Source organism: Candidatus Lokiarchaeum ossiferum (genome assembly GCA_025839675.1).
Lineage (GTDB): Archaea > Asgardarchaeota > Lokiarchaeia > Sigyniarchaeales > Promethearchaeaceae > Lokiarchaeum > Lokiarchaeum ossiferum.
Window position 1 is genome coordinate 242968 of the sequence record CP104013.1, and the last position, 25627, is coordinate 268594.

Here is a 25627-nt window from a genome sequence, read left to right on the forward strand (position 1 = left end):
CTCCCTCTTTACATCCCCTCGAGTCCCCCGTCCCGTATTTTTTAAGATACTTTTCAAATTTTTTTAAGATACTCTTCTTTATTTTTACAATATTGTTATTTTAATTCTTTTTCTTTTTCTTTCTTTTCTAAAGCCTTATCTAAGGGATGGTAAACCCCCCTTCGCAAAATTTCGAGATGTTTTTTGAAAATCCAAATTCATATACTGACTTATTTTCAACTCTTCGCCACTTATTTACTTTTGTCGGAGTAATTCAAATGGGTGCTAAAATTCAGTAAATCGAAAATAAAAGTCTGTTCTAACACACTGCACCTTTTAATTAGAAGATTATAAATAATTATATTAGATTTATCAGCAATTCTAAGGAGCTAATTTTGTTCAATCATAAACAAAAATAGCTTTAGAATTCACTACAGCCTTCTGATTCTATTTTGTGACATTCCCAAATTCAAATGCAAGATAACCCTCAAAAATTACTTCTAAATGAGTAACAAAAAATTACTCACAAGTAAAATAAGTAAGAAAAAAGGTGGTGATTAAGCGGAAGGATATCTTGGAGTTGCTGATATTGATCTGGAGTAACATATATTTTTATTATGGTGATGGCATCGGAATCGAATGTTGAAAATTTCAAAGGATCCTCTAAAAGAGTATTTTTTTAATTATATGAGGTTCTATCAAGATTTTCCAATTTAAACTTTTTTTGATTTACTTCGAGTTAATTAACCCGTTTTGAGAATTTATCCTATTTTCAATTTTGTCGAATTGAAATTTTGATCCTTTTATGAAATCGACTGTATGAAGTATATTTAATAATCTCATAGTTACTCCTTTTTTATTGAATTTGAGCGAGATAAAAATCTTAGAAATGATTTATCCAAAATCTAAATTGGAATATTAATGGGATAGATGGCTTATAAGTCGGCATAAATTTCACAAGGATGCCAAAATATTTAATCTAATAAATCTTGATAGAACCTCATATGTCAAAATTGTTCGTAATGAAAAATGGATATTTCAGATTTTCTTCCTATGATCAAAAAATATCTTTTTTCAATTCAATTGGTAGGAAACCCTTTTATGTTTTTTTTACTTTGATTTTTTTAAAATGGAAGAAGAAATGACAGAATTTGGTCCACAAGGATGGAAGCAATTTATTCAAAATCGGGAAAAAATTTTAAATACCATTGATACAGAAAGAAAAGCACATGAAAATCAACAAGTTCAAACCGACTATGGTTTTTTAGCAGAACAAAAGTTAAATGAATGGCTAAATGAATTTCTTCCAAAAAGATTTGCTGCGACGAAAGGATATGTGGTTTCTGATAATTATAAATTTTGGAACGAAGAAAATTTGGAAGAATATGATATTATTATATATGATCAATTTTTAAGCCCAGTATTATGGAGCTCTTCAAGAGGAGATGATCCTAAAAGAATAATTCCGTTTAAATATGTACACGCAGTTTACGAAGTAAAGGGAAAATTCAACAGCACAAAAACTAAAGAGGCAATTGAAAAGCTTTCTAAATTAAACATGTATATAAATTCAAATAATAATCAATTAGAGATTGATTATCCAACGACACCGATTAAAACACATTTCCATGCCGGAATGATATTTATTGATGTACCTGACGATACACCACATCCTGCTGCAGCTCTTTATCATTTAGTTCCCGACCAGTATTTAAATTACATAAAAGTTGGTTTAATAATGAGATCACATCAACGAGATGTTCGAGATAGTGCTTTAATTTATTACAATTACAAAACACATTCTGATGAAATTGTATGGAGAGATGAAAAAATCTATGATAATGGGGTTCATGAATCTAAAACAAAGTATTATTCAACGGTGAATGGAGTAGATTTACATTGTTATGCGGGAATTCAATGGCGTAGAGATATGTTTTCAACATTTATCTTTTCTCTACTTGATATATTGAATTTTAGTGCATCTACTCATTGTAATCGATGGCTGTTAAATCCTTCAAATCTATATGGTGTTGGATTTAATAGAACAGAATAAGTCTGATTTACCATATTTTTTAATATTTACTTTCTAAGTCATATAAACTTGAGATTTTTCATTCTTTCAGCAATATTGATACCCTTAAACAAATTTTGGACATCTCTCCTTATTGTTTCTCATGATAATAATGAAAAAACAATCATTTTTGTTTATTTGCAGATTTTTTAAGAACTAATCCATTTTTGATATTATTAAAATGAAACAGATTGATTTCCAACAAGTAAGAAGAAAATGCAACACGTACACCTTTTGTTATTGTTTGCAAAAAATGAACCATAAATGGTTGATGAAAAAAAAATAATCAAATTCAAGCTTTAGAATGCATAATAGCAATCCTTGCACAGAGGTTTACTATCCGTTATGCCACTTTGTTTAGTACCACAAATATGACATTGTTTCCCAAAAATACTACCGCGATATTTTTTATTTTTGAAGTAACATGGTTTGCACATTGGATGGGTAGGATCTAGTTCGATTTCCTCCCCACAAATGATACAATTGCCTTGAATTTTCCGAATGTTTTTAATTTGGGTGTATTCAACATCCAAACCGTATTTCGTACGATTCCAATTCTTTATAACTTCAGCTTCATACCAGCTCCCATCTTTTAAACCCGGTGCATTAGCAATCAAGATTTTATTTTCATAACCCTCATCTGTTTCAACTTTAATCCATTTATTCCCTTTAGAGAGAACCATGAATTTCTGTATTGAAAATTGTTCCTTGGAATTTTTCGCTAAAGTTGTTTCCTCTAGATTTTTCTTCTTTTCACTAACAGTTTTCTGTCCAGCACTCATTAAATATTTAATATGTTCCCGAACATCCAAAACTTTATCACGTTCTTCAAATAAAACTCCAATTTCATGGTTTTTTTCTGCAGAATGTTGATACATATTCATGGACGTGACAAGTGCTGTCGTTTCGTTATAATAAACTTTAGAATGAAGATCATCAACCACATATACCCTGCATCTGTCAAGATATGGCGATAATTCATCGAGTGATTTGTTATTGCCATTTGGTTGGTTTCGAGTAATAATTGTAATTTCAATTTCATTTTTCTCATTATCATTCAAAACGTATTTCAAAGCATCGTTCAAGCGAGGCCATCCATCTAATTGAATATATGGGCTTACAATCATCAATTCTTTTCTTGCCCGTTTGATTATACTCAGAATTTCTGCTGTAACACCATCTGTTTCAGTAATTACTTTAACCATTTTTATCAACTTTTTAGACTTAGTTCTAAATAGTAATTTATGGAAAATCTTTAAAAATTTATGCAGAATTGTTGATTACAGAAAAGATATATAGATTTCACAAATGAAATCTATTTTCATTAAGTACAAAAAAACTTCTAACTTATTAACTACATATATACAACGTAGAGTACTTCATTAGTAAAGCATTGGAAATACGCGGAATCATCTCAAACACAATATTTGAGTACTCAATCCGCAAGGTTTACGTTCTTTTCCAAAAATTATTAAAATATTGTTCTTGACAAAATTGTTCAAGCTTGTTTCCATTTACATAAATTCTTTCAACAGATTGCATTAATAGTAATTCAACAGGTAAAAATGTCAGCTCATTGCAAGATAACGTTAATAATTTGAGCTTTTTCAAACTTAACAATTGTTCAGGGAGACTTTTAAGTTGATTCATTCCTAAATTCAGTTCTTCCAATTTTTTAAGATTATTAATATCTTTAGAAAGTTCAGAAATCTGATTATCTAAAAGGTAAAGTATTCTAAGAGAAGAGATTGAAAATAAGATGTCGGGAATTTTGGTAATTTTATTTGTTCTTAGATATAAACTCCGAAGTTTGGTTAAATTTCTGATACTTGAAGGGATTTCCTCTAATCCACATCGATATAGGCTTAAATGAAGAATGTATCCATTAGAAGATTTAAAACCAATGCTATTGTATCGAAGAACAGTTTTTTTAGGAATTGGGAATCCAAGTATTGATTCAATCTTATCTAAGAATTCTATTTGACTTGCATACAAGGGTTCTCCATAATAATTATGGATAGGTTCATTATTCGAGTTTTTAATTTTTGCTTTCCGCTTCGCAAAAGTCTTCTCCTTTTCTTTTGCTAGATCTATTATTATTTTTTTTCTGTTTTGCTTGATCTGATATATTTCTGATGGATTTAACAAATTATCAGCGTTTTGATATTCTTCAAATAATATCCACTTATTATTCTTGGAGATTAATAAGTATTCAACGCCAATCATTTCATGAAAGATAGAAAAACGATTCCATTTAAGTGAAACTGTCCTACATTTACACTTTTTCGACTTTTTATGAAAAATTTCCCCACATAATAGACATTGATAGGTATATTTTTTTAGATTTTGTGAATATTGTTCCATCTCAAATCCTTTTTTCTTATCTTTAGTAAAATTAGGTTGGAATAATGATAATAAAAACTTTTACTCGAATGTATGAGTAATACTACTCATCAACAGAACAATAATTGGATTTATTAAGTAATATTACTTATTATTAATTAGTGAAATAATATGGTTAAAATGACACAACAACAGAAAGATGATCGTGATACCAAGATCAAAGAGTTGATTAAAGATGGACTAACAGTAGCACAAATTGTTAAGGAAGTCGGGTGTTCTAATTCCACTGTTTTAGATTTTACTCAACCCAAACATAATATTGGTTCAAGTAATATTACTCATAACGAATTAACACCTGAGATTAAAAGTTCTATCGGTGTTATGATTGAGCTATTTAAAAACTCATTAGATATTCCAGAGTTCGTTGATTCAATTGATTTGAACATTAGAAAGGCAATTTCATCATTGGAGGCAATTATTGATGAGTGAAACCTTTGAGGAAGCTTTTCAGCGAAAAATAAAAGAAAAAGGAGTTATTAAAAGTAAAGATATTGCACTTGAAGAGAAAAATAAACCTTCTTTCAAAGATCCCACAAAATCCAATAAGAACCCAATTTTGAAAGAAAAAATTAAGAAGGATAAACAACCCAATAAGAAAAGAAACATGTCTCCAAAGGCAAAAGAATCAGAAACTAAAGCGAAATTTGAGCCTACAATTTCATGGTATAGAGGTCAAGCGGAACTTTTAGCTGGAGGTTATGTGAAGGGAACTCGAGGTTCAAAAATTGATGCAATTGATGTTATGATTATTGAATTGGAGAAACGTAAATTACAATTAATTTCTAAAATGTAATTTTTTGATTCTTTTTTGAAAATATTAACGGAAGACTGCTCAATTCCGCATTTTCATGCACAAGATAGTCATCTGTGAGTCTAAAGGTTGTATCTGTTTCATCTATCTCAAAAAATACCTTCAATTCCAATTTCTGAAGAAATTTTCTTATTTCAGGTGATTGAATTTTTGTAATGTCTACAGGGAGCTTGAGTAACATAGTTAAATTAAGTGAAAAAAAGAGTATCAAAGGGGGTATGATCGGGGAAGTATCAATGAAATCTGGATTTTATTCCCATTCTGGAATTTCTATTAAATCTGAGTAAAAAATACCTTCATTTGTGTCAAAATAAGCTTTAACTTTGGTTGGGAATGTATAACCCTTTGCGTTGATATTATTTTGGAATTCTTTCTTCTCTATAAATGCAGAACATAAATCTCCATCTTCTAATTTCATAGGGAGTATATCACATAACGAATTCATAGGTTTTTCTGCTAATTTCATTGCTTCAGCCATAATTTTTCGTGGATCTAACACCTTCATCGAATCACCTAGCGTGATTGGAGGCCTAATAATTACTTTAAATTTCATATCCTCGCAATGTATTCCATATTCTTGAATTGTAATAGGACGTGGTGATATATTTACTGCTTTAATTGCAATAATGACTTCTTTAGTTATTTCTGGCGATATGACTGCCTTTGGATGAAGAGTCACATTCAATCTTTTTATTGCTGAACCACCCTTACCTAAAATAATTCCTTCAATATCATCAATCTTCAGTCTACGCTTAGATCCATCTATACGAACCCAAAATTCATAAGTTAAAAAATTAGGTTTTGATGGATTATCCTCTTGTCTGATTCCATATATTCCATGTTTTTTTGGTACTATTTTAATCGCTACAACATATTTTCCACTAGAAAGAGGTATCGGTTTTATTATTGGAAAAGGATTCAATATTGGATCAATTTTTTTTGGTAAAACATCATTAACCACAGTTTTAATTGCATCAACCTTTGTTTGTTCAATACCAATAATCTTAATCGGTGAATCTTGAATTCCATAAAATAAATAACCCTCTTTATTCCCATTTGCGAATGCAATAATATCTCTTCTTAGCTCATTTACATCGCTATGAAATTCTAATTTGTATTCAATTTGAAACGATTCAAAATTTACAGGATCTGCTTCAATAGATTTCAACATAGATTCATCAAATTTGTCAAAATTTGGAAGTGAAGACATGATACTATTTACATCTAATTATTTAAATTATTTACTTCATGTAGGGATTATTTCATAATCAACCTCTCAATATGTGTTTATAATTCTTGGATAAGACACAAATAATTCTTTTATTTTGCTGGAATAGTAATGAATGTGGGAAGATATAGGCGATAGAAATCATGGAAATCTTTTTTTACTTTTAAAATCAAATGTAACCATGTATTATTCAGATAGACATGGTATAGAACGACCTCAAATCTCTTTTGAAATGATTAAACGGAGAATATATGGTTTATTTAAAAAGTTTGAACGCAAAGGATATTTTCAAGGAGCATTTGGTTATGATTGTGTAGATAACGGAGTTGTTTATGGTGATAAAGAAATGACTTTCAAAGAGTACTTGGATATTGAATTAAATTTACAAATAGATTTCAGCAAAATGGATGATTTTCTTTCATTAGATGAAGGAAACCTTTTCAACTTGATTGAATTCTTTTATATTAATATTTCTAAACCAACTGACTCATATTATCATAATTTTGGAGATTGTGGACTTCATGTACATGAATCTGATTATGATGAAGGAAGGACTGAATTTCAAACAGAACTAAATAAAATCCTCCCGTATTATGAAAAAGAGATCTTTCTTAATTCTGATGGACACATTGAGAATGTAGATGTTGATTTGAGAGAAAGAATTTCTACAGCTTCCGTAGGACAATCTAACTTTTTTACATTTATTCCTTCTGTTTTTGATAAACCTGTAGAAGATCCAGATGAAAACTTAGTTAGTGTTATGATGCCGTTTTCTATGGAGTTTAATCAAGTTCACCTGACAATTAAGGAGGCATGTTCAGAATCATCAATAATCTGTAAAAGAGTTGATGATATGTGGGAAAACTCAATATTAATTCAAGATATATTCAAATTAATTTATATCTCTTCAATAGTAATTTGCGACTTCACAAATAAAAATCCAAATGTGTTTTATGAAGCAGGAATTGCTCATACATTAGGGAAATTTGTAATTCCAATTACTCAAAATATGGAGCACATACCCTTCGATCTTCGACACCACCGATGTGTTACATATTTACCTAACGGTGAAGGACTTGGAGAATTAAAAACTAAATTAATCGAACGAATTAATTTTCTGAAGAGAAAATTATGAATTGAAAAATAATGATGTGGAGTTTTTTTCATTTTTTAGAATCAATATCAAATATAGACTCATTTAACTTCACACAGTTCTAATATCTCATCCATTGAATTGTGTTTACAATACATAATCGGAATATTTGCACTCATGTAATTCATGAAGATTTCTCTACTAATATTTTATAAATAATTTTTTTGTTATATTCTGCAAACTGATTAGTAGATTTGAATCAGAAAAATGAAGTTAATCCTTTTATAGAGTAAGCTAATATCAATTATATGGGAAAAAATCCATTTTTTGAAAATCTGGCTATATATTTCAAAAAAGAAAATCATCTGTCTAATTTTTTAGTCGCTTTATTGAATAGTTCAGAAAGCTTAAAAGAAAATTTTCTAAAATATCTTGGGATTCCAATTGGGGATAAATCAATTTCAATTCAAAGGGAATTTTTAATAAAAGAAGGTAGACCTGATATTGCAATTCTGCTTGATGGAGTGAAATCTGTTCTAATTGAGGTCAAATTATTTTCCTTAACCAAATGTCATGTGCAACAGTATGAAGGATCTTCCAAGTCTTGGCAAAAAATATTCCTCTTGCATGCAAAAAGTGAAGATAATATTGAATTGAAGGATGAGGACGAGGATTTTTTAATTCAAAAGCAAAAAATAATACGAAAAAGGGATAATAAGATATTACAAAGATGGAATGTTTTAACTTGGGATAAGATGTTTGATTTTTTGACCAAGGATACCTTTGTAGATTCACCCGTTGACATTACTCAAGAATTGGACAAAATCAATTGTGAAAATTTTGTTTTAATGGCTAAACTAGTATTAAACAGGAAAAAAGGTATCATAGAATTCTGGAATACATTTAATCCTATCTTTAATCAGACAGTAGATGAAAAACTTAAAATTGACGAAAGAAAAGAAAGGTCTGGATGCAGTGCTTTTCCAAAAATGTGGGTTGTGTCTGACGATATTTTTCAATTAAACTATCGGATTCGGATAAAACCCAAATCTCATCCATTTCAAATTAAGATAGGATTGAAGCTCAATCCGAAAAAAATAAAGAAGAACATAATGGATATGATTGTGGAAGTAATGAACGAAGATTATAAAAGATATTTTCCAGATGATCAAAACTTTAGAAGAAAGAAAAATTCCGAAACTAAGTATGATTTTACTCGAATTATCTCGAATCATTCGTTTAATGATGTACTTACAAATATCGATGAAATTGAGAGATTGGCAAAACAAATCGCAGAAATTCTTTCGACAATAGAAAACAAAATGAAATCAAAAATGATCACTAAAATAAAACAGCTTTGAAAGGAAACATCATCTAGATCCTATCCGAAATAAATACAAACATAAGAAAGTAAATGCTCCAATTTTTCAATATCAGAATATGAAAAAGAGATATTATCATCAAGAGCATATAAAAAACCTAAATTCGTGTGGAAATTGTGCTCATATGAAAAGATACAACTGCCCTACTTCGTATCGAAATTATCCTTATGAAATTGATTTTTTATGCAAGAAATTTGACTTTTTAATTGAAAATGCAGGAAATATTCATATTCAAAAAAGTCCTTATCCCATTTGTGATTCATTTACTCCTATTAAAATGGATTAGAATCAATCAATAATAATAATTTTCCTTTTTTATTTATTTTCAGTTAAACCATCGTTTTACTTTCAGACCAACTCCTCCTCAGAGCCGCATTCTTGTATTACAAGTGTAATACAATTTGATGTATCACAAGAGTGATACAGGTGTGATACAAAAAAAAAAGAAAAAATTTAGCTAAGGGGCAAGGCCCCTTTTAGAGATATTTTTCATTTTTTTTACTTTTCCCAGAAACCTTTGCTCCGCTATCATATATCCATACTCAAAGAACCGCCCGGATAACGACCTTAGTCAAGGAAATTCACGTATTTCATCCCGTGCTAATATTTTGTGTCATGGCATTACCCCAGTTATAATGGAGTGATAACCAATATCTCTTAAAGATGAGGGAGGTCTTCTAACCCAGTGTTCTCCATAAAATGAATGCAACTGGGTGTACTCACGAGGAGGCAAATTTTTTCGTTGATGTTTGTTAGCATTATTGGCGAACTCACATAAAATAGGTATTGCTCTCTAGTTCTTTGGGAAGGAACCGCCGTGGAAATACTGTACTCAAAGGAAATTTAGGTTTATTTAGATATAAATCTTTCGGGAGGGTGAGATTATTGAGATAAGTCCTTGATAACCTTCTAGAGCACTCTATATTAAAGTAAGTTATTTAAACTTGAATTTAATAAGTCGTTAAAACGAGCAAAAATAAGAAATAAGCGAGAAAGAAAAAAAAATGACACAAAAAGAATTTATTTGGAATTTTTTGACACAGCTCTTTGAGCTCGAGCTTTGAATTTTTGATCACCTTTTGTTCCTTTTCGATCTTGAGCCGATTGAATTCTTTTCGCTGCGTTTTTTGACATTGGTTGTTTTTTAGCCAGTTTTTTTCACCTCCATTCCCATTTGTGCTTTAGACATAGTATCAGATAAAAAATGCAATCCATCTCGTTGTGAAAAATTGGTAGATGAATAGTATAATTTATCAAAGCATTCATCAATGCCATGAACCAATATTTCTGGACTGTATGTATTTGATTGATCAAAATAAAATCTTCCATCCGGAGTAATAATGCAATACGAGTTGGATAAAATTTCAGAACTTTCATAAATAGGATTATATTTTTCATGTCTTTCCATAAAATAATCGATTTGATCTTTCTTCAATTGTGGATTTATATCAAAGTAATGGTTATTAATTCCATCTATTTTATGAACCTCTAAAACCTTCCAGCGAATAGGCTGAATTGATTCTATTAATGGTGCAAAATTATCCATCCATGTCAACGAAGTTAATGTTGTATTGATTTTTAAAGGAATATTCATCGTTTTTATCCAATTTGAAATCTGGTTGATCTGTTCAACGTGGGAATAAGATGCTTTGCGATTATCAGCTAATCCTCTTCCTAATTTTTGTTCTTTTAATTCATACGGAGAATCAAGACTTAATCCAATGAGATTTATATGGGATTTAATTTTCGTTACAAACTTCTTTGAAATTAGGCTTCCATTTGAAATGATTGAAGTATAGAAACCTAGATTTTTTGCATATATTATCAATTCTGGTAAAAATGGTAATAATGTTGGTTCTCCTCCTGCAAAATTAATTTTTCGGCAATCTTTTTGAGATAATAAGAATATTATCTTTTTCCATTCATCAAAAGTTAATTCTCTACTCAAACATCGATTTTGAGCAAAACAAAACTTACAATGATAATTACATCTATTTGTAAGATGCAAATTGATCGATATTGGAAAATCATCCATTTAATTCACCTTTACCAATGATTCTACATTTTTCGCAGATGGTCGAATAAATTCTATTTTATCTGATTTGATTTGAGCAAGAGATTCATCACTAAAAAAAATTTGATTATTTATGATCATGAAAGAAATTCGATGATTTTCAACCCATTCTCTTGGATATTGTTTATATTCACGAAATAAATCATTTGAAATTATGAAAGAATCATTGCTCCAAGCGTATTGAAGGATGTAGGTATCAGCAGCACATTTTGCAGGTGCTTCAATTATTTTATGGGTACTTAGATAATCCGATTTGTACCTTTTCTTCTCATCTATTTTTCGATAAAGAGAATTGTCTGCTATAGCAATGATCTTGTATTCATTAGACATTGCATCGAATAAAGCATCAACATAATGGAGTTTGGGTTTTCCCAATCTTTGATCAAATGATGCTATATTTGATATATCACATACAAAATTTTGGTTATTAGTAGTCATCAAGAAAATATATCTTCTTGGGGAAGGATCAATTCTCCCCCCAAGATTTACAAAAATAACAAAAAGATTTTCTGGGGGGACAACTATAAGCTATCCCAAGAAGATACAATTTATTGAAAATCATGTCTCATAAAACTTACACAAAACTGGAAGCTATGCTTAAGGAGTTAGTACAGTTAATAACATCCGAAAATTTTACATATGAAACAAATTATTATGCTCAAATTCTCTTTATTCATGAAATATCTGTTTCATTGAAGAATCAATCATCTTTGGGAAAAAGTATTGAAGGAAAAATCAAGAGTATTTTAGATTATTTATTGCAAAATAAAATTGAAGAGATTCCTCAAGATTTATTGGATGAAGAAAAAATTCAAATACTGAAATTAGGAATTAATAAATTTTTAAACATAAATAATTTTAACGCAGCAGACAAAGGTCTTCAACTATTAGGGAACATTAAATCAGAAAATAAATTCGCTATAATATATCAAACACGCTTGCTCTGTAATCAAAATAAGTTTAAAGACGCTAGGGTGAAATTAAATCAAATTCAAATCCCAAATAAAAAAACTGAAAAATACTTGTTTTTCTCAACAAAATTTAATATCTTGGTTCAGAAATCTAACATTGAAGAATGGAAAAATTTTGAGAAACAAATAAAAGAATATATCCCAGATGATGTTTCTCTTGCAAGAATGACTTCAATACAGATATATAAATTGGAAGGAGAATTCGAGAAAGCAATTTCATTACAACAAGAGGTAATTAATGAACTAAAAGCGCATGAAGATACCCATTCTTTTGTTTATTCAGCAGAATATAATACTTTGGGTTTAATCTATCTATATGCAAGAAAATTTGAAAACGCAATTCAGAGTTTTAAAACTTCTATAGAATACAACCCCACTTCTTTAAATCTTAAATTCCAACTTGGAAATGCTTATGAAAGCAGAAGAGATTATCAAAGAGCAATAAAAATATATACAGAAATCCTGCAAATCGATCCTTCAAATCCAAAAGTGGTTACTACTCTTGCAAATATGATTTCTCGAGATGGAAATCCCGATAATGCGATAAAAATGTACCGAAAACTTATGGACAATAAATCTTATGTTGAGCAGAATGGATATTTTTTCAAAAATTTAGCTCTTGCATATTTTCGTAAGGGAGACTTCAAAAATGCAGAAATAAATCATAATATTGCTATTGAAAAAGATCCAAACAATCATCAATTCTATTATCATAGAGGAACATTTTATTTACACTCAATGAAATACAATAAGAGCAAGCATGATTTGTTAAAAGCAATTGAATTGTTTCCCTCTCATCCTGATTATTGGAATCAAATCGGCAATGTTTATTTGAATCAAAATTTAGTAGAAGATGCAACAACAGCATTCCAAGAATGTGTAAAATTAGATCCAATCCATTTTTCTGCATTATTTAATTTGGGATTAGTTCATTATTTTCAGAAAAAACCAAGTATTGCCTTAAAATTTCTTCAAAAGGCTGAAAAATCATGCCCTTCTCAATTTCTTGTCTATTTTTATCAAGGAGTTATTCATCTGAAAAATATTCAATATAAAAAAGCCTCCAAATGTTTTTTAATTGCATTAAAACTGGAGAAACCAACTAAATTAATGCAAGAACGCTTTGAAAAGTTTGAATTAGATATTTTATGTGGGCTGTACCATTGTCATTTTGAATTACAACAAAATGAAGAAGCTCTTACTATTGGTCAAACACTCATGAAAAAAACCGAAAAAAATATTGAATCTAATGAAATTTTTGTTTCAAATATTGAATCTGTTCAGGATCCAACTTCTTTTTTATTAATCATAAAGCGAAATTATGCTGTTCTATTAGAACGGATAGGAAAGTATGAAGAAGCTATCGAAATCTTAAGCGATCATCGACCTTCAAATTCCTTCTTATTTGATGAGAATCACAAAGAAAGATGTTTTCAATTGACTAGTATTATGTACTTGCATAAAAAAGAATATATTAATGCCAGAAATGCAATTTGGCATGCATTATCTAATCGGGAAAGTTCACTCAGTTACTTCATTTGTGGTTTCATTGAATTCAAACTTAAAACTCAAGATTCCCAGAAAAATTTTAAGGTTTCTGTTCAGATATTATATGAAAGTCAAGTAAATCTATTCCTTTATTTTGAAAACTTGAAGATTTTATTTGAATTTTGTGAAAAATTCCATTTCACATCTTCTTTTAAAAAAATTAGTGCATTTCAACCATCCTTTGCTCAACTCACACAAAAAACTTCTTCTATAGAACAATTTAACATTATTCCATATCAACTATGGTATAAAATAATCATGTTTAGCATCTGTATTGATTCTACTCAAGAGTTTATGATTGAGAAATTGGAAGAATTAAATGAACGATCTCAAAGCAAATTTTCCGAATGGTTAGATTATTGGGAAATGTTATTACATCTAGGGATTAAGTATAAAAAAACACAAAAAATCAAAAGAGTCCTAAAAAAAATGTTTGCACTTAATCCGAACTATAAAATCAGATCTAAATTATGGAACAATGAAATAATTGGCAAACAAGAAGTTCTAAAGCTAAAATTAAGCGAAAAAATAAAACAACAAAAGCAAGTTGATTTAACAGAAGAAAGATATGTTTTTAAATTTAGAGATCGTGGTTTTTGGCACAAAGGGGACTATTACATTATTTTAGATACAGGAGAAACTGGAAGTGAATTTCGTGAAGGTCCGAATAATTATTATATTAAGGATCAAGTTGATTTAGGTTTATCCTCTAAAAGAATGGGACTTAATACTAATGATAATATAAATGAAGAGGAAAAACAGAAATTTCAAGAATTAATGGAGAATTTGCATACTCAAGTATTTTTAACGGATAAAACCGAAACCAATTTTCAGTCTAATCTCACTGAATTATTCGGAATGAATAATTCTGGGACGATGAACTATTTCTTGTCAAAAGACGATATTCAAGCTATTAAAGAATATAATGAAATCATCAAAAAATCACCGGAGTACCTAAAACAATATGGGATAATTCAGTATGGAGATATAATTGGGTATTTTCTCCAGCATATTGAAGAGGATAAGAAGGGGAATCATTCCTTATTATGGATAAAAGGGACATCGGGCAATATTGGAAGAATAAGTGAAACATATTTGGAATTAGTCGGATTGTATTTACTTGAATCAGAAATATTTGAAATGGTCGATTCTCCTGCCCAAGGAAGGCTATTAAGGACCTTTACCGCCGAATCTCGAAGTTATGAACCCTTTTTTACCTTAGCTGGAAAAAAACTGGAAGAACCATTAACTAAAATTCCTTTTGTATATAACAATAAGAAATCGCATAATAAACCTGAAATGTTGTATTTAGATTATCTCATTCCAACACAATTAATTCAGTTTTGTAATCCGGAACAAGGAAGTATTTTAGCAGATAGAAGAGGAAGAGTAAAAAGGAAGATATTACAAGAATGGCATATTTTAGATGAGAATAGTCAGATCACGCTTATTACCAAAGTGCTTATCAATGCCTTACGCTCATTTTTCTTTGTCCAGCTAGGAAAATCCAATCCAGACCTAATTTCTGAGTTTGAAGTCCGTTTTTCAATATCGGAAATGATTTATTTATCTCAGCATCACAAGAAAAATTATTCTAATATTCCGGTGCTGTCTAAAATTCTTACGAGTCCTAAACAATTAGCTTTTCTAATAAGGAAATTTGCAAAAAAAACGAAAGAAGGGAATATGGTTATCGTGGAGGACTCGGGGTTATCAGAAATTGCAGATAAAGTTGAAATTTGGCAGTATGCAAATCCCGGAATTATTGATTACTCTGATAATTTACCAAAATGTAAATTTGAAACAATTATTAAAGAGATCTATCACCCTCTCCAACATCCATTTACTTTGATAGATGGTGAGATTGGATGTGGAAAAAGTGTTTTACTCGCTCAAATCGCAATAAACCAGTTAGAGCAAAATAAAACAATTTACATATTGCAACCCTTTGTCGAATTGTCCCGAGTTCCCGACATTAAACCAAATTCTTTAATCATCATTGATAATATCGACGCTTTATCAGATCATCAATTACAGATAATTAATTTATGGTATAATATCAAGGAGATACAAGTTATTGCGACTATTAGATCAGAAAAGATGAAAGCCTTTCGTAATCGATTTAATATCTTAAATCCATTACCAAATTCACTTAGTAGATGGCATTCTGTCAAATTCTCCAATTGGACGATTAAAGAATTAATTGAACTAATTGAACATGAAAAAAATTACTGGGGAATTGCATCGGGAATTGAAAATTATAGGGAAGAAATATTGGAGATTTCAAATGGAAATTGCACATTTTCAACCGGAATATTGAAAAACCTCCGATTTAAAGGAAAAAAAGTGCTGTTACGAAGCGATCTTTTTGAACCTGTTGAGGCAATGGGTTCAAAAATTTTGCGATTATTAGCCGAACTTTACCTCGATGAAAATAGTCAAATAATCTCCGAAAATGCTACCAATGAATTAAAATTGATATGGATAATTCTTATGGCATATCGAAAAATTCCAATTGAACAAATAGAACCAAAAATAAATTATTATCGAGGTTTACCAGATATATTATTTAAAAGTCTTTTAGATAATTTGCACGTAGACTTGCAAAGTGATGATTCTTACTTATCGAGTATTTTTCCCGCAATTTTGAGAGGGAATTCCATAAAAATTCCCCCAAATATTGCTTGGAAGCAATATATTTTAGATATCAAAAACGGTGGATTAATTTTATTTATGAGGAATAAACAAGGGAATTCTTCTTTTTTTGAATTGGAAAGATGGGCTCAAATTCTAAAGATCTTTCAGAATATTCAAGAAGAACAAGGAGAAAGTATTTTTCAACTCTTTAAGAATATTATTCAAGAAATTGTGAATTCAAATGATTTCGATTTTCATGAATTGATTCATATTATCTGTTTTACAATTGGATTTTATTACGATAGAGGGTTTTATGAATATTTTCCTTCAGAATTTTGGGAAAGCAAGAATTATCAAGAGATGTTCAAAAGTTTCAACAATGGAGAAATGATTGAATTTATTCAAATCATCCTTTCTACTATTTTGTATTCTTATATGCCAATTTCTTTAGAAATTCCACAGGAAGTTATATTTAAACCGCTAAAAATTGTTGAAAGCATAATTAGTTATGCAGAAACAGATTTGAAAATTCTTGTTCCTAATTTAATTAAAACACAACTATATGGCTTTCAAGGAAAATTCCATTTCTATTTTCAAAATATAGAAGAAAGCCTAACTTCTTTCTTAAAGGTGGAATCCCTCCCACAATTTTCAGAGATGGATTTAGAGATTCAAATGGAAATCTTAGAAGAAATTATATCGATTTATCTTATTCAGAAGAAACCTGAAATAATGGAAGCTTGGTTGACTAAAATAAAAGATGTTGATCAGAAAATGTGTAACAACCTTAATCGCTTTCCAAAAATACTTCAACCACATGTACATGAATTACATGCATCCTATCTATTCATTTTATCACGATATTATGAAATAAGAGGTGATACTGAGAAGAAAGATGAACTCTTCATGGAAGCAAATATATATAAAAAGGAATGGAATATTGGAAAATAAAAAAATAAGAAAATAGAGATATTTGGTGAACTCTAAAGAGATATTTGGCGAACTCTAAACAATTATTTCACTTCTTTGGAGAGGAAAATATAAGAATTAGATGGTCACCAACAAAAGGTGTAGACATCACAGTAACATCACAGTAACATTTTAAAATTTGAAATTATTACAAGATAGCTAAATTTAATAAGATATTTTTTCTTAAAAACATACAATCTGATAGTAATTAAATTGAGAAAGGCAAAAGAAAATGTCAATTGCAAAAGGATTTTTTGATAATGAAGTTATTCAGCAAATAAAGTCAGGTAATTTAGATATTTTTAATCAATTAACAAAAGATATGGAGAAAATTGTAAATACTCAAATTAAGTTTAATAATTATAAAATAAAAAAAATTTTTACATCTCCAAATTTGTCAGCAGGTAATCCACCTAGGATAATTAATCCTGATTGTGAATCTACAATTATTGTGGGACCAAGTGGAGCTGGAAAGACAACCTTTTTTGATAAAGTAATTCACCCAATAATTAGTTCAAATACAATTAAATCACCTATCAGAGAATACGTTAATGGTTTAAAAATAACGTATTCAGTATCCGATAAAAAACCTCAGAAAGACAAAACTAGAGATGATTTAACATTTCAATTCACAACAACACTACCTAACGAGGTTTCTTTGATAGTTAATAATAAAAAATCAATTGAAAATAAAAAAATCTTGAAATCTCTGGGTTTGTATGACAATTATTTGAGTGCTTTTTTTTTTGTTAGTGGTCAAAACGATCATTTACAGCTTTTCTCAAATTTTCAAGGAAATATCGCTCAATATAAGAGATTTTTTTATCACCCTACTGATTTAGAAGTTGTTAAATTATATGAAAGTACGATAAATGAAATGTCTGAGATTTTGCAAGATAATAATTCTCGAATAAATCATATTGAAACTAGAAAAAGAAGAATTGAAGATTATATTACCAAATTGCAGAAAGAAATTATAGAATACCAGATGTTATTAGACAATAGCACAGATATAAAAATTTTAATTGATAAATTGCGAGCCAATTCAAAATTTAATGCATTGCGGGAAGAGTTAAAAGAAAATAGGAAGAAAATTGATAATATTGATGATAAAATATTGATTGAAAATCAGATTATAAAAGACAAGCAAAATAAAAAGATTTCAAGAAAATTTTCAGATGAATACCACCGATTTATTCGTGAGCAATACAATTCTTCCTTCAAGAGGTGCTTAATATGCTATGAGGAAATCAATTTCAATAAATATCACAAAGCTTTTGAATCAGGAAGTTGCTATTTATGTAATTCAAAGTATCATGGATATGAAAAATATAATGGTACCATGTTTATTAAGGAAGAAAACAAAACAAAAAAAATCCAAAAAGGTTTACTGCATTTTATTACTGATAAATCGAATTTACTCAAAGAAAAGGAAGAAATAATTAAAAGAATCAAAGAAAAGGAAAAACTTACATTTTCCGATGAAGAAATACGTTTAAAAAAGATAATATCGCCATTTTACATGGAAATCACTAGGACGCATCGAAATTTTGAAGATCTTCTTAATAATTTCGCAGATATTAAAAGTTCTAAAGAAGAAATGATTACAGGATATAAAGAAAATGTTTTTGATTATAATAAAGAAATAATCAAACTCAAAAAAATACAAAATATTCTAAAAAAAAAATTTGAAATTATAAATGTAATATATAAAAATTTTATAGAAAAGTTAGAATTAGATATTAAAGATGTATATGAAGTATTTTGTGATAAAATATCTCAATTTTGGTCTCAGTTATCCCAGATTTCTGACAAAAAAATTCAAGAAAAAAATGGAAGACTTTATGTTGTTACAGTCTCAAAAGGGAGTCTTCTCCCCATTACAACTAAAATTACAGGTTTAGATCCAAAACAAAAAAGACTTTCTACAAACATGGTAGAAATATTAAGATATTCTATTCAATTAGCTTTTATTTATTGTTTATCTACCAAATTTCAAAAAACACCCTTTAAAGTAATATTTTTTGATGATCCAAATCAGAAATATCTCAGATCCCTTATAAATTTGTTAAACTCAACATTTGTTAATGACCTAAATTTTCAAATAATAATTTTAACACATATGGAAGAGGTCGAAACTTCATGGAAAAAAGAGGAATTCGATTTCTATGATGGAAATATGCCTATGTCAAATGATGCATGCTCATTAATAGTTAAAAATTGGAGATCTGGTGAATCAAATGATGTTAATTCTGAGGAGAATAATAAAAATTAGGAGTACTATGGAAATTGAGTAAAAAAACCAGATCAATTATCAATTTAGTGTTAGATAAGTTCATTTTGAATAAATATAAGCAAAAAATAGATGAAAAGTATTTAAAAAGTTTGTTTGTTGTATGTAAAAAACTAGAAAAGGAATTTTCAATATTCAATTTAGAAAAATTTATTTTGGGAATAAAATTTGAAGAAAAATTATATAATGAATCCATATTTAAAACTGCAAAAAAAACAATTCCAAAAAAAATTCTTACTGAAGATGCAGCTGTTGGATTGGCTTTCTGTTTTTTATTCAAAATTTGTCCAGATATAACTGAAATAGAATGTTATCAGGCAGAAGGAGAAGGATATGATTACAGGTATCGAATCGGAGATCATTTTTACAAAATTGAAATGAGTGGGACAGATACAGAGATTTCTAAATATTTTACTGATCGAATTTATGCAAAAAGACAAAAATTTAAAGATGGTACATATTGGGAAGATAACTTCGAAAAAGAAGAAATTTTTATCGTTGATTTTCATTTCGACAGATATACTTATTGGGATTCAAAAGTACATGATAATATAAAGCAAGGTAGATTAAATTGATTGGATTATATTCTGAAGATGTTGAAAAACATATCAATATTATTAAAAAAGAAAAAACTAGTCTCATCATCAATCTTAGGAACAATAGTGATGAAGAAAAAGATGATAATTATAGAAGAATAATTAGATTAGAACTTGAAATTGCAGATATGGAGATAATACGTGGATTTTATAATAAAGCGATAAGCAATATAAAAAATGGCTTGATATTTTTAGACAAACTTCAAAACTCACATCATTTTATTGAAAAAATTTGTTTAAGAGGTCTAATTGAAGAAAAATTTTCATCAGAAAATAGAGAATTGTTTTTTAAATTTTTAATTAAAGATAAGGATCCTATTGACGAGGATTTAGAACAAATTTCTGATTCATTAAGAAATACTTTTGCTTATATCATTGATGAATTTGTTGAAAATAAATTTAAAGCGAATCTCCAGAACCTAAATAAATCTCATTTCTATTTATATCAAAACACTCCTTTTAGGTACTTAGATTTGATTCCAAAACCAATTATTAAAATTGGCTCATATCCGCTCTATTCGGAGCATTTTAATACATTTTTCTCGGTTTATTCTGAGAATTGGGATTTCTTCTCAATAAAAGATAATCTTGTACATCCAAGCCTTGAATACAATAGACTTCTTATATTCGCGAATTCATTTAAACGTCGAATTGCTGAGCAAAATGTTAAAATTTTGACATTTTATGAAAACCTTCTTAAAAGTTTTTCAAATTGGAAAACTGATGAAATTAAAGAATGGGAAAAAAAGACACAAATACTAAATCATTTTGGTAGAGATGCAAAGATCTAATGAGGATAATTATTATATTAAAAGAAAGGTCCGATTCATAATTGAATAAAGCAGAACCTGAGTCAATAAAATGAGATTTTTGATTTTCTTGGAAATAACTCAGTTTTTTGCGAATATTTATTAAAAATTTTCAAAATTTCCAATATTTCGAATATTTATCCATTTGGGTATATCTCCATTGAAAAATGGAATCAATTTTTGCTCGTAAATCCTTTGAAGAAGGACATTTCTTCTCAGAGAGAGAAGCGAAGGCACGGTAAACATACAGCCATCCAAAAAGACAATATATGACTTTGCTCAAGTATCAATTGAAGTAATTTTGAGTGATAATTCAATTCAAAGAAACTAACAACGATTAAATTTATGAATAGAAAGTAAAAGAAAAATTAACAAAAAAGCAATTCTAATAGATAAAACCAGTCAATTTCTCAAGAAAGTCCAAATTTTCTACATTATTATGTAGGGATGTAGGGATGTAGAAGATGATGGCTTAAGATAGGGAGTTGAATTATATAACTTGGCATACTTTTCTAGGTCTTTTTAAAATATTGTAACTAAAATATTCCTAATATGAATATAAAAACAGATAACGATTTTTTTGATTTCATGCAGGAAGAAGTAATAAATCTTTTAAAAAAAAATAAAAGTGGATTAACAATAGAGCAAATATTGATTGCTATTAAGAAAAAAGGATATAATCTTCTTGCAGTTGACGATATTTGGCAAATTAGATATGGTATTTCTTTAATCAAAGAATTAGAAATACAAATTGGTGAAGATTTGAAAAATGAGTTAGATAAACTATCCGAAAATCCATATACAAACCTATCTTTCGAAGAAAGTGTAGAAAGACTTAAATCTATTAAAGAACAGTATGTAAAAGAATTGTTTCTTTGGAACAAAGCAATGGGTCTCCCAATTAAGCGAGAGTGAAGATTAAATCGGAGATCACAAAAATCTTAATGCATATCCTTTAAATCGAAAGTGACATATTTTACAAATCTTTAGGATAATTATAAAACATTAGTTAAAGATAAAACCATGGTTTAACGATGGTTAAACCAATTCTTGATATATTTTTTATAATTTCTTGAGGGTATATAAGGGTTTAACCATCGTTAAATTTTAAGACCCACTCCCCCTCAGAGCCGCCATTTTATTATTGGGAGAAATCTCTTGGTGAATAACTAATTGATCATTATGATCAATTTTGCTTTTCCTTTATTGTTGGTCTGAAAAATGTGTAGAAAAGATTTACGTAGTTTTGATTAAAAAATATTTTTGGCAATGGCAACTGCTAATTCGATTAATTTGAAGAAAATGAAGAAAAAAAAACTCTAACTTGATATTGTGATTTATATAAATTTTTGCTGAATATCAAAATCAAGTAAAAAGGATTTGAGTTCATTATATACACCTGCTTGATTTAATTCTGAGATTTTAAAAAAAATAAAAGCATTCTTTTGAATATAAAGTAAAATCCAATCCTTGTATATAAGATAATGTAATATATTCTTGATAGAAATTTCCGTTTTTAAATCATTTGTCTGTGCAATGATACAACCATCAGCTAAAAACTCTATTTCTTCAGAAGCACCAAAATTTTTATTTGTTTTCGCAGCTCGCACCCAAGTACCAATATAAATCTGTTTGATAAATAGTAGGTATAATCCTATAACACTACAAAATATCCCTTCTAAATTTTTTTTCAAGAAAATGAAATTAATTAATGCGATAAATAGCCCTAATAAACCCATTACAGGTAATATTTTCAGATATCTAATAGACTTGTAATGGATGGCGTAAGCTTTTTTCCAGTCTATATCTGTAGATTGAATTGTAAAAGTCATTTTTTTTATCTAATCCTTTAATATATCTAATTGGAAAGGGTATATTAAAAAAAAAGTTTTGGTTATTTGGATTCGATTCGAAACGGTAAAAATTACACAAGTTGAGGTTTCAATTTTTTTGATAATAGTCTTACAATTAGGTAGCATCCCCATTGGAACAGCCAATATTAAGGCTCTAAGCTTTAAATACTAGTATCCTATGATGTGCGATTCTAAAATATGGAAAGGAGTTCTTCTTTTTCTTTTCTAATAGTAATAGAGGGCTCACCTTTGTATGATGTCCCCTCAGAGCCGCCACTATCATAATTAAATAACATTTTATGAAGGAATGAACTTTGATAAAAAAAAAGGACTTTTTTTGATACCAAAACCCAAAAAAAATAAAGGGATAAAATAAGTAAATTACTTTATATGGATAATATTCTCCAGAATGCAGACATTCTACATAAAGAAGCTAGTGATTTGTTATCCTCAATGGGACTTTTAAAATTACTAACTCAATATGGTAATTCCCATCTCACAGGCAGTTATTATTATAATTTAATGACTTGGCGAGATATTGACATATGCGTGGAAATTGATTCTGTCGATAAAACAAAGATATTTGAGGTAGGGAGAGCAATTGCTCTGTTTCCTTACACCTCTACTATGTATTTTCGAAACGAATTTGTTTTAAACACGGTTGGTAACCCCAAAGGAATCTTTTGGTGTGTGGAGATTTTACTCCCGAGTTCACAGTTATGGAAAATAGATATTTTATTTGCAAATAAAGAAGAAATTCACAAAATCCTTAAAAATGGAGAGGAAATTAAACAAAAAGTTACTCCAAGTATTCGAAGATCTATATTGGAAATAAAGACCCCCCTATCTAAAAGGCTAGAATATCGCAGGAGTTATCGATCAGTAGATATATATCATGCGGTGATTCATGACGGGATACGAACGGTAGGTGAGTGGGATATATGGTGGAAAGCAAAAAAAAGATAAGATTGAAATAGTAATAATTTGACCCACTTCCCATCAGTACTCTCAAGTCTAAACCAAAAAAAAGACAATTCCCCCTCAGAGCCACCAAAAACCGAATCAAAACAATTATGGCAATGTTTCAAATTATTTTTTATAGCAAAAAGAATTCCTTTTCAAAAAATCATAACAATTTTATGTATTAAATTCATTTAAATATATGAAATATGCTTCAAAAAAGAACAACGGCAATAATCAAGAATATTTCTGTTCTTTACATAATTTTAGGAATTGCTGGAACATCTATATTTATTATAGTAAACATAGTTCTTTTAACTCTTAAACTTAAATCTCCTGGTGAAATCGCTCAACAATTTAGGTATGATTATTTTTTTATAGTTGAATTGAATTTTATGTTCCTATTATCTTCTATATTTGATATTATTGTCGGAATTTCAATTTTAAGAAGGGAAAACATAGGAAAACAATTTTTAATCATTCATAATTTAGTGAAGATTATTTTAATTTTCTTTCAAGGTTTTTGGGAATCTGTTTATAAATTCACTGATTTAAACACTTTTACAAGTAAAACAATATTGAATAGTGTATTGAGAGCCATTTTTTTGTTGTTCAATTTGATTTTAATTTTGTATTTCCAATTTTCCAGATCTGTTAGAGAATATTTTTCCAAAATTGAAAACAACTCCCAAAATTCTTTAAAATCTGAAGGAGTCTCAAGAGAGGGAAGGAAAAGAATAATAATAACTTATTTAATAGTTAGTTGTTCTTTTTTTTTTTTAGGGAGTATAACTTATTCGACATCTGCAAGTAAAGACAAATTTGAAAGATCTAATTATGGTACTTTATTTGAAACTGATTTAATAAATCCAACTATATCTATCGTAGATGAAAATTTGACAGAAGTTTTTGATTATAATCTCTGTATTCTAAGAAATCAAGCTTTAATAGGGACAATTAGGGATCATTCCTTAAACCAGACATCAGTTATCCATTTTCAGCTTAATGAAAATATAAACCGATTAGAATATGTGAAAATCTTGAACATTAGTTATGATATATATCAGGAGCATTTACCAACTATTATAGGATATAATCAATCAAGTTACTTCCTCATAAATTACAAGAGTAATAGTAATTATATCGTGGCTGTGAACTCATCTGGAATTCAAATGAACCGACAGATATCTATTCCTACAGAATTCGAAGGTTATCCCTTGGATACTCAAAATTATAAATTCTACTATTTGGACATTCAAAAACACTTCTATAATATGATTATTCAAACAAGACCTATTTATGGTGAAATCGGCAAAGCTTTTTACATACGTTATTTTTCTTCTAACTTAACAATATCCTCAATACAACCAATTATAACTGCGAGGAACTATCACTTAGATGAATCAAATACTTTATGGGCAATATGCAATAGAGATCCCATTGGAGGAGAACATACTAGTTCTGTTTCAAAACTATCACCAATTAAAAACTCTTTCTATGGCTATAGTTATTCAAATGGAATATTAGGAAGAATTAATAGAACAATTCAACAGAAATCTTCATACGTTGCCCTATTTGCTGGAGATACGAGGTTACATTATAGGTTAGAAATGGGATTGTTTGTTCATAATGATGAAATTATTATTCCATATTATGACCAGAAAATAAATAATGGAAGTTCATTTACTTTATTTGAAGGAATAGCAAAATATGGGATTAATGAAAACCCATCTTTAAGCAGAGAAATGAAAGGATTCAGTCAAATTCAGATAATACAAGGATGTGCATTTCTTTTTTTCACAATTTCTAAAATTCCTGTTGTTCGTGAAAAACTGAAATATGTATTTTACAAATTGAAGCAAGAGACTAATCTCAATCTATAAAAGTAATAGCTAGTTTTAATTTCTATATTGACTCGATGACTAACGGTTTTGCTTTCAGACTTATTCG

At 28.8% G+C, this 25627-nt stretch carries 18 protein-coding genes; 12 read left to right on the forward strand and 6 right to left on the reverse strand.

From position 1 onward, the window contains the following. Window positions 1–1108: 1108 nt before the first annotated feature. Entirely contained in the window at window positions 1109–2032 is a 924-nt protein-coding gene (locus NEF87_RS01080; protein ID WP_457918259.1) for a DUF6602 domain-containing protein, read from the forward strand. A 317-nt stretch (window positions 2033–2349) separates the two neighbouring features. Here the strand turns inward: NEF87_RS01080 and NEF87_RS01085 are convergent, their stop codons facing one another. Together NEF87_RS01085 and NEF87_RS01090 are read right to left on the reverse strand one after the other, a co-directional pair. Beyond that, window positions 2350–3255, reverse strand: a complete 906-nt coding sequence (locus tag NEF87_RS01085) for a phospholipase D-like domain-containing protein (RefSeq protein ID WP_457918260.1) — start codon at window positions 3253–3255, stop codon at window positions 2350–2352. A 244-nt stretch (window positions 3256–3499) separates the two neighbouring features. Then, on the reverse strand, window positions 3500–4276 hold the full coding sequence (locus NEF87_RS01090) for a leucine-rich repeat domain-containing protein (RefSeq protein ID WP_457918261.1): 777 nt from the start codon (window positions 4274–4276) through the stop codon (window positions 3500–3502). Between the two features lie 288 nt (window positions 4277–4564). On the opposite strand from NEF87_RS01090, the gene NEF87_RS01095 reads away from it, so the two are divergent. Together NEF87_RS01095 and NEF87_RS01100 are read left to right on the forward strand one after the other, a co-directional pair. Further along, window positions 4565–4882 (forward strand): hypothetical protein, encoded by a 318-nt coding sequence (locus NEF87_RS01095; RefSeq protein ID WP_457918262.1) that lies wholly within the window; start codon window positions 4565–4567, stop codon window positions 4880–4882. Further along, window positions 4875–5246 carry a hypothetical protein gene (locus NEF87_RS01100; RefSeq protein ID WP_457918263.1) on the forward strand — a complete coding sequence of 124 codons (372 nt, stop codon included), beginning with the start codon at window positions 4875–4877 and terminating at the stop codon, window positions 5244–5246. Before NEF87_RS01095 ends, NEF87_RS01100 begins: the two co-directional genes overlap by 8 nt. Before the next feature lie 268 nt (window positions 5247–5514). Here the strand turns inward: NEF87_RS01100 and NEF87_RS01105 are convergent, their stop codons facing one another. Further along, a complete protein-coding gene (locus tag NEF87_RS01105) occupies window positions 5515–6474 on the reverse strand; it encodes an ATP-binding protein (RefSeq protein WP_457918264.1) in 960 nt (319 codons plus the stop codon). Between the two features lie 199 nt (window positions 6475–6673). Between NEF87_RS01105 and NEF87_RS01110 the strand changes: the two genes are divergently transcribed. Together NEF87_RS01110 and NEF87_RS01115 are read left to right on the forward strand one after the other, a co-directional pair. Next, a complete protein-coding gene (locus NEF87_RS01110; RefSeq protein ID WP_457918265.1) occupies window positions 6674–7627 on the forward strand; it encodes a hypothetical protein in 954 nt (317 codons plus the stop codon). A 266-nt stretch (window positions 7628–7893) separates the two neighbouring features. Continuing rightward, window positions 7894–8946 (forward strand): hypothetical protein, encoded by a 1053-nt coding sequence (locus NEF87_RS01115; RefSeq protein ID WP_457918266.1) that lies wholly within the window; start codon window positions 7894–7896, stop codon window positions 8944–8946. Between the two features lie 1165 nt (window positions 8947–10111). On the opposite strand, the gene NEF87_RS01120 is transcribed toward NEF87_RS01115, so the two are convergent. Further along, window positions 10112–11002: a viperin family antiviral radical SAM protein gene (locus NEF87_RS01120; protein ID WP_457918267.1), complete on the reverse strand. Its 891-nt coding sequence runs from the start codon at window positions 11000–11002 to the stop codon at window positions 10112–10114. Then, the gene (locus NEF87_RS01125) at window positions 11003–11479 is read right to left on the reverse strand and encodes an NYN domain-containing protein (protein WP_457918268.1); all 477 of its coding nucleotides are present in this window, start codon (window positions 11477–11479) and stop codon (window positions 11003–11005) included. It abuts the gene before it with no gap. Between the two features lie 122 nt (window positions 11480–11601). Between NEF87_RS01125 and NEF87_RS01130 the strand changes: the two genes are divergently transcribed. From NEF87_RS01130 to NEF87_RS01150, 5 genes are all read left to right on the forward strand, one after another. Further along, complete coding sequence (locus tag NEF87_RS01130; protein ID WP_457918269.1) at window positions 11602–17148, forward strand: tetratricopeptide repeat protein; 5547 nt, start codon at window positions 11602–11604, stop codon at window positions 17146–17148. 250 nt (window positions 17149–17398) lie between these two features. Next, window positions 17399–19441, forward strand: a complete 2043-nt coding sequence (locus NEF87_RS01135; RefSeq protein ID WP_457918270.1) for a hypothetical protein — start codon at window positions 17399–17401, stop codon at window positions 19439–19441. A 14-nt stretch (window positions 19442–19455) separates the two neighbouring features. Continuing rightward, window positions 19456–20034 (forward strand): hypothetical protein, encoded by a 579-nt coding sequence (locus tag NEF87_RS01140; protein WP_457918271.1) that lies wholly within the window; start codon window positions 19456–19458, stop codon window positions 20032–20034. Beyond that, a complete protein-coding gene (locus tag NEF87_RS01145) occupies window positions 20031–20846 on the forward strand; it encodes a hypothetical protein (protein ID WP_457918272.1) in 816 nt (271 codons plus the stop codon). Before NEF87_RS01140 ends, NEF87_RS01145 begins: the two co-directional genes overlap by 4 nt. A 570-nt stretch (window positions 20847–21416) precedes the next feature. Further along, complete coding sequence (locus NEF87_RS01150; protein ID WP_457918273.1) at window positions 21417–21779, forward strand: hypothetical protein; 363 nt, start codon at window positions 21417–21419, stop codon at window positions 21777–21779. Between the two features lie 422 nt (window positions 21780–22201). Here NEF87_RS01150 and NEF87_RS01155 read toward each other — a convergent pair whose 3' ends face one another. Next, entirely contained in the window at window positions 22202–22696 is a 495-nt protein-coding gene (locus NEF87_RS01155; RefSeq protein ID WP_457918274.1) for a hypothetical protein, read from the reverse strand. Window positions 22697–23107: 411 nt separating this feature from the next. Between NEF87_RS01155 and NEF87_RS01160 the strand changes: the two genes are divergently transcribed. Together NEF87_RS01160 and NEF87_RS01165 are read left to right on the forward strand one after the other, a co-directional pair. Next, the gene (locus tag NEF87_RS01160) at window positions 23108–23683 is read left to right on the forward strand and encodes a hypothetical protein (protein ID WP_457918275.1); all 576 of its coding nucleotides are present in this window, start codon (window positions 23108–23110) and stop codon (window positions 23681–23683) included. Window positions 23684–23886: 203 nt separating this feature from the next. Further along, window positions 23887–25560 carry a hypothetical protein gene (locus NEF87_RS01165; protein WP_457918276.1) on the forward strand — a complete coding sequence of 558 codons (1674 nt, stop codon included), beginning with the start codon at window positions 23887–23889 and terminating at the stop codon, window positions 25558–25560. Window positions 25561–25627: the final 67 nt, after the last annotated feature.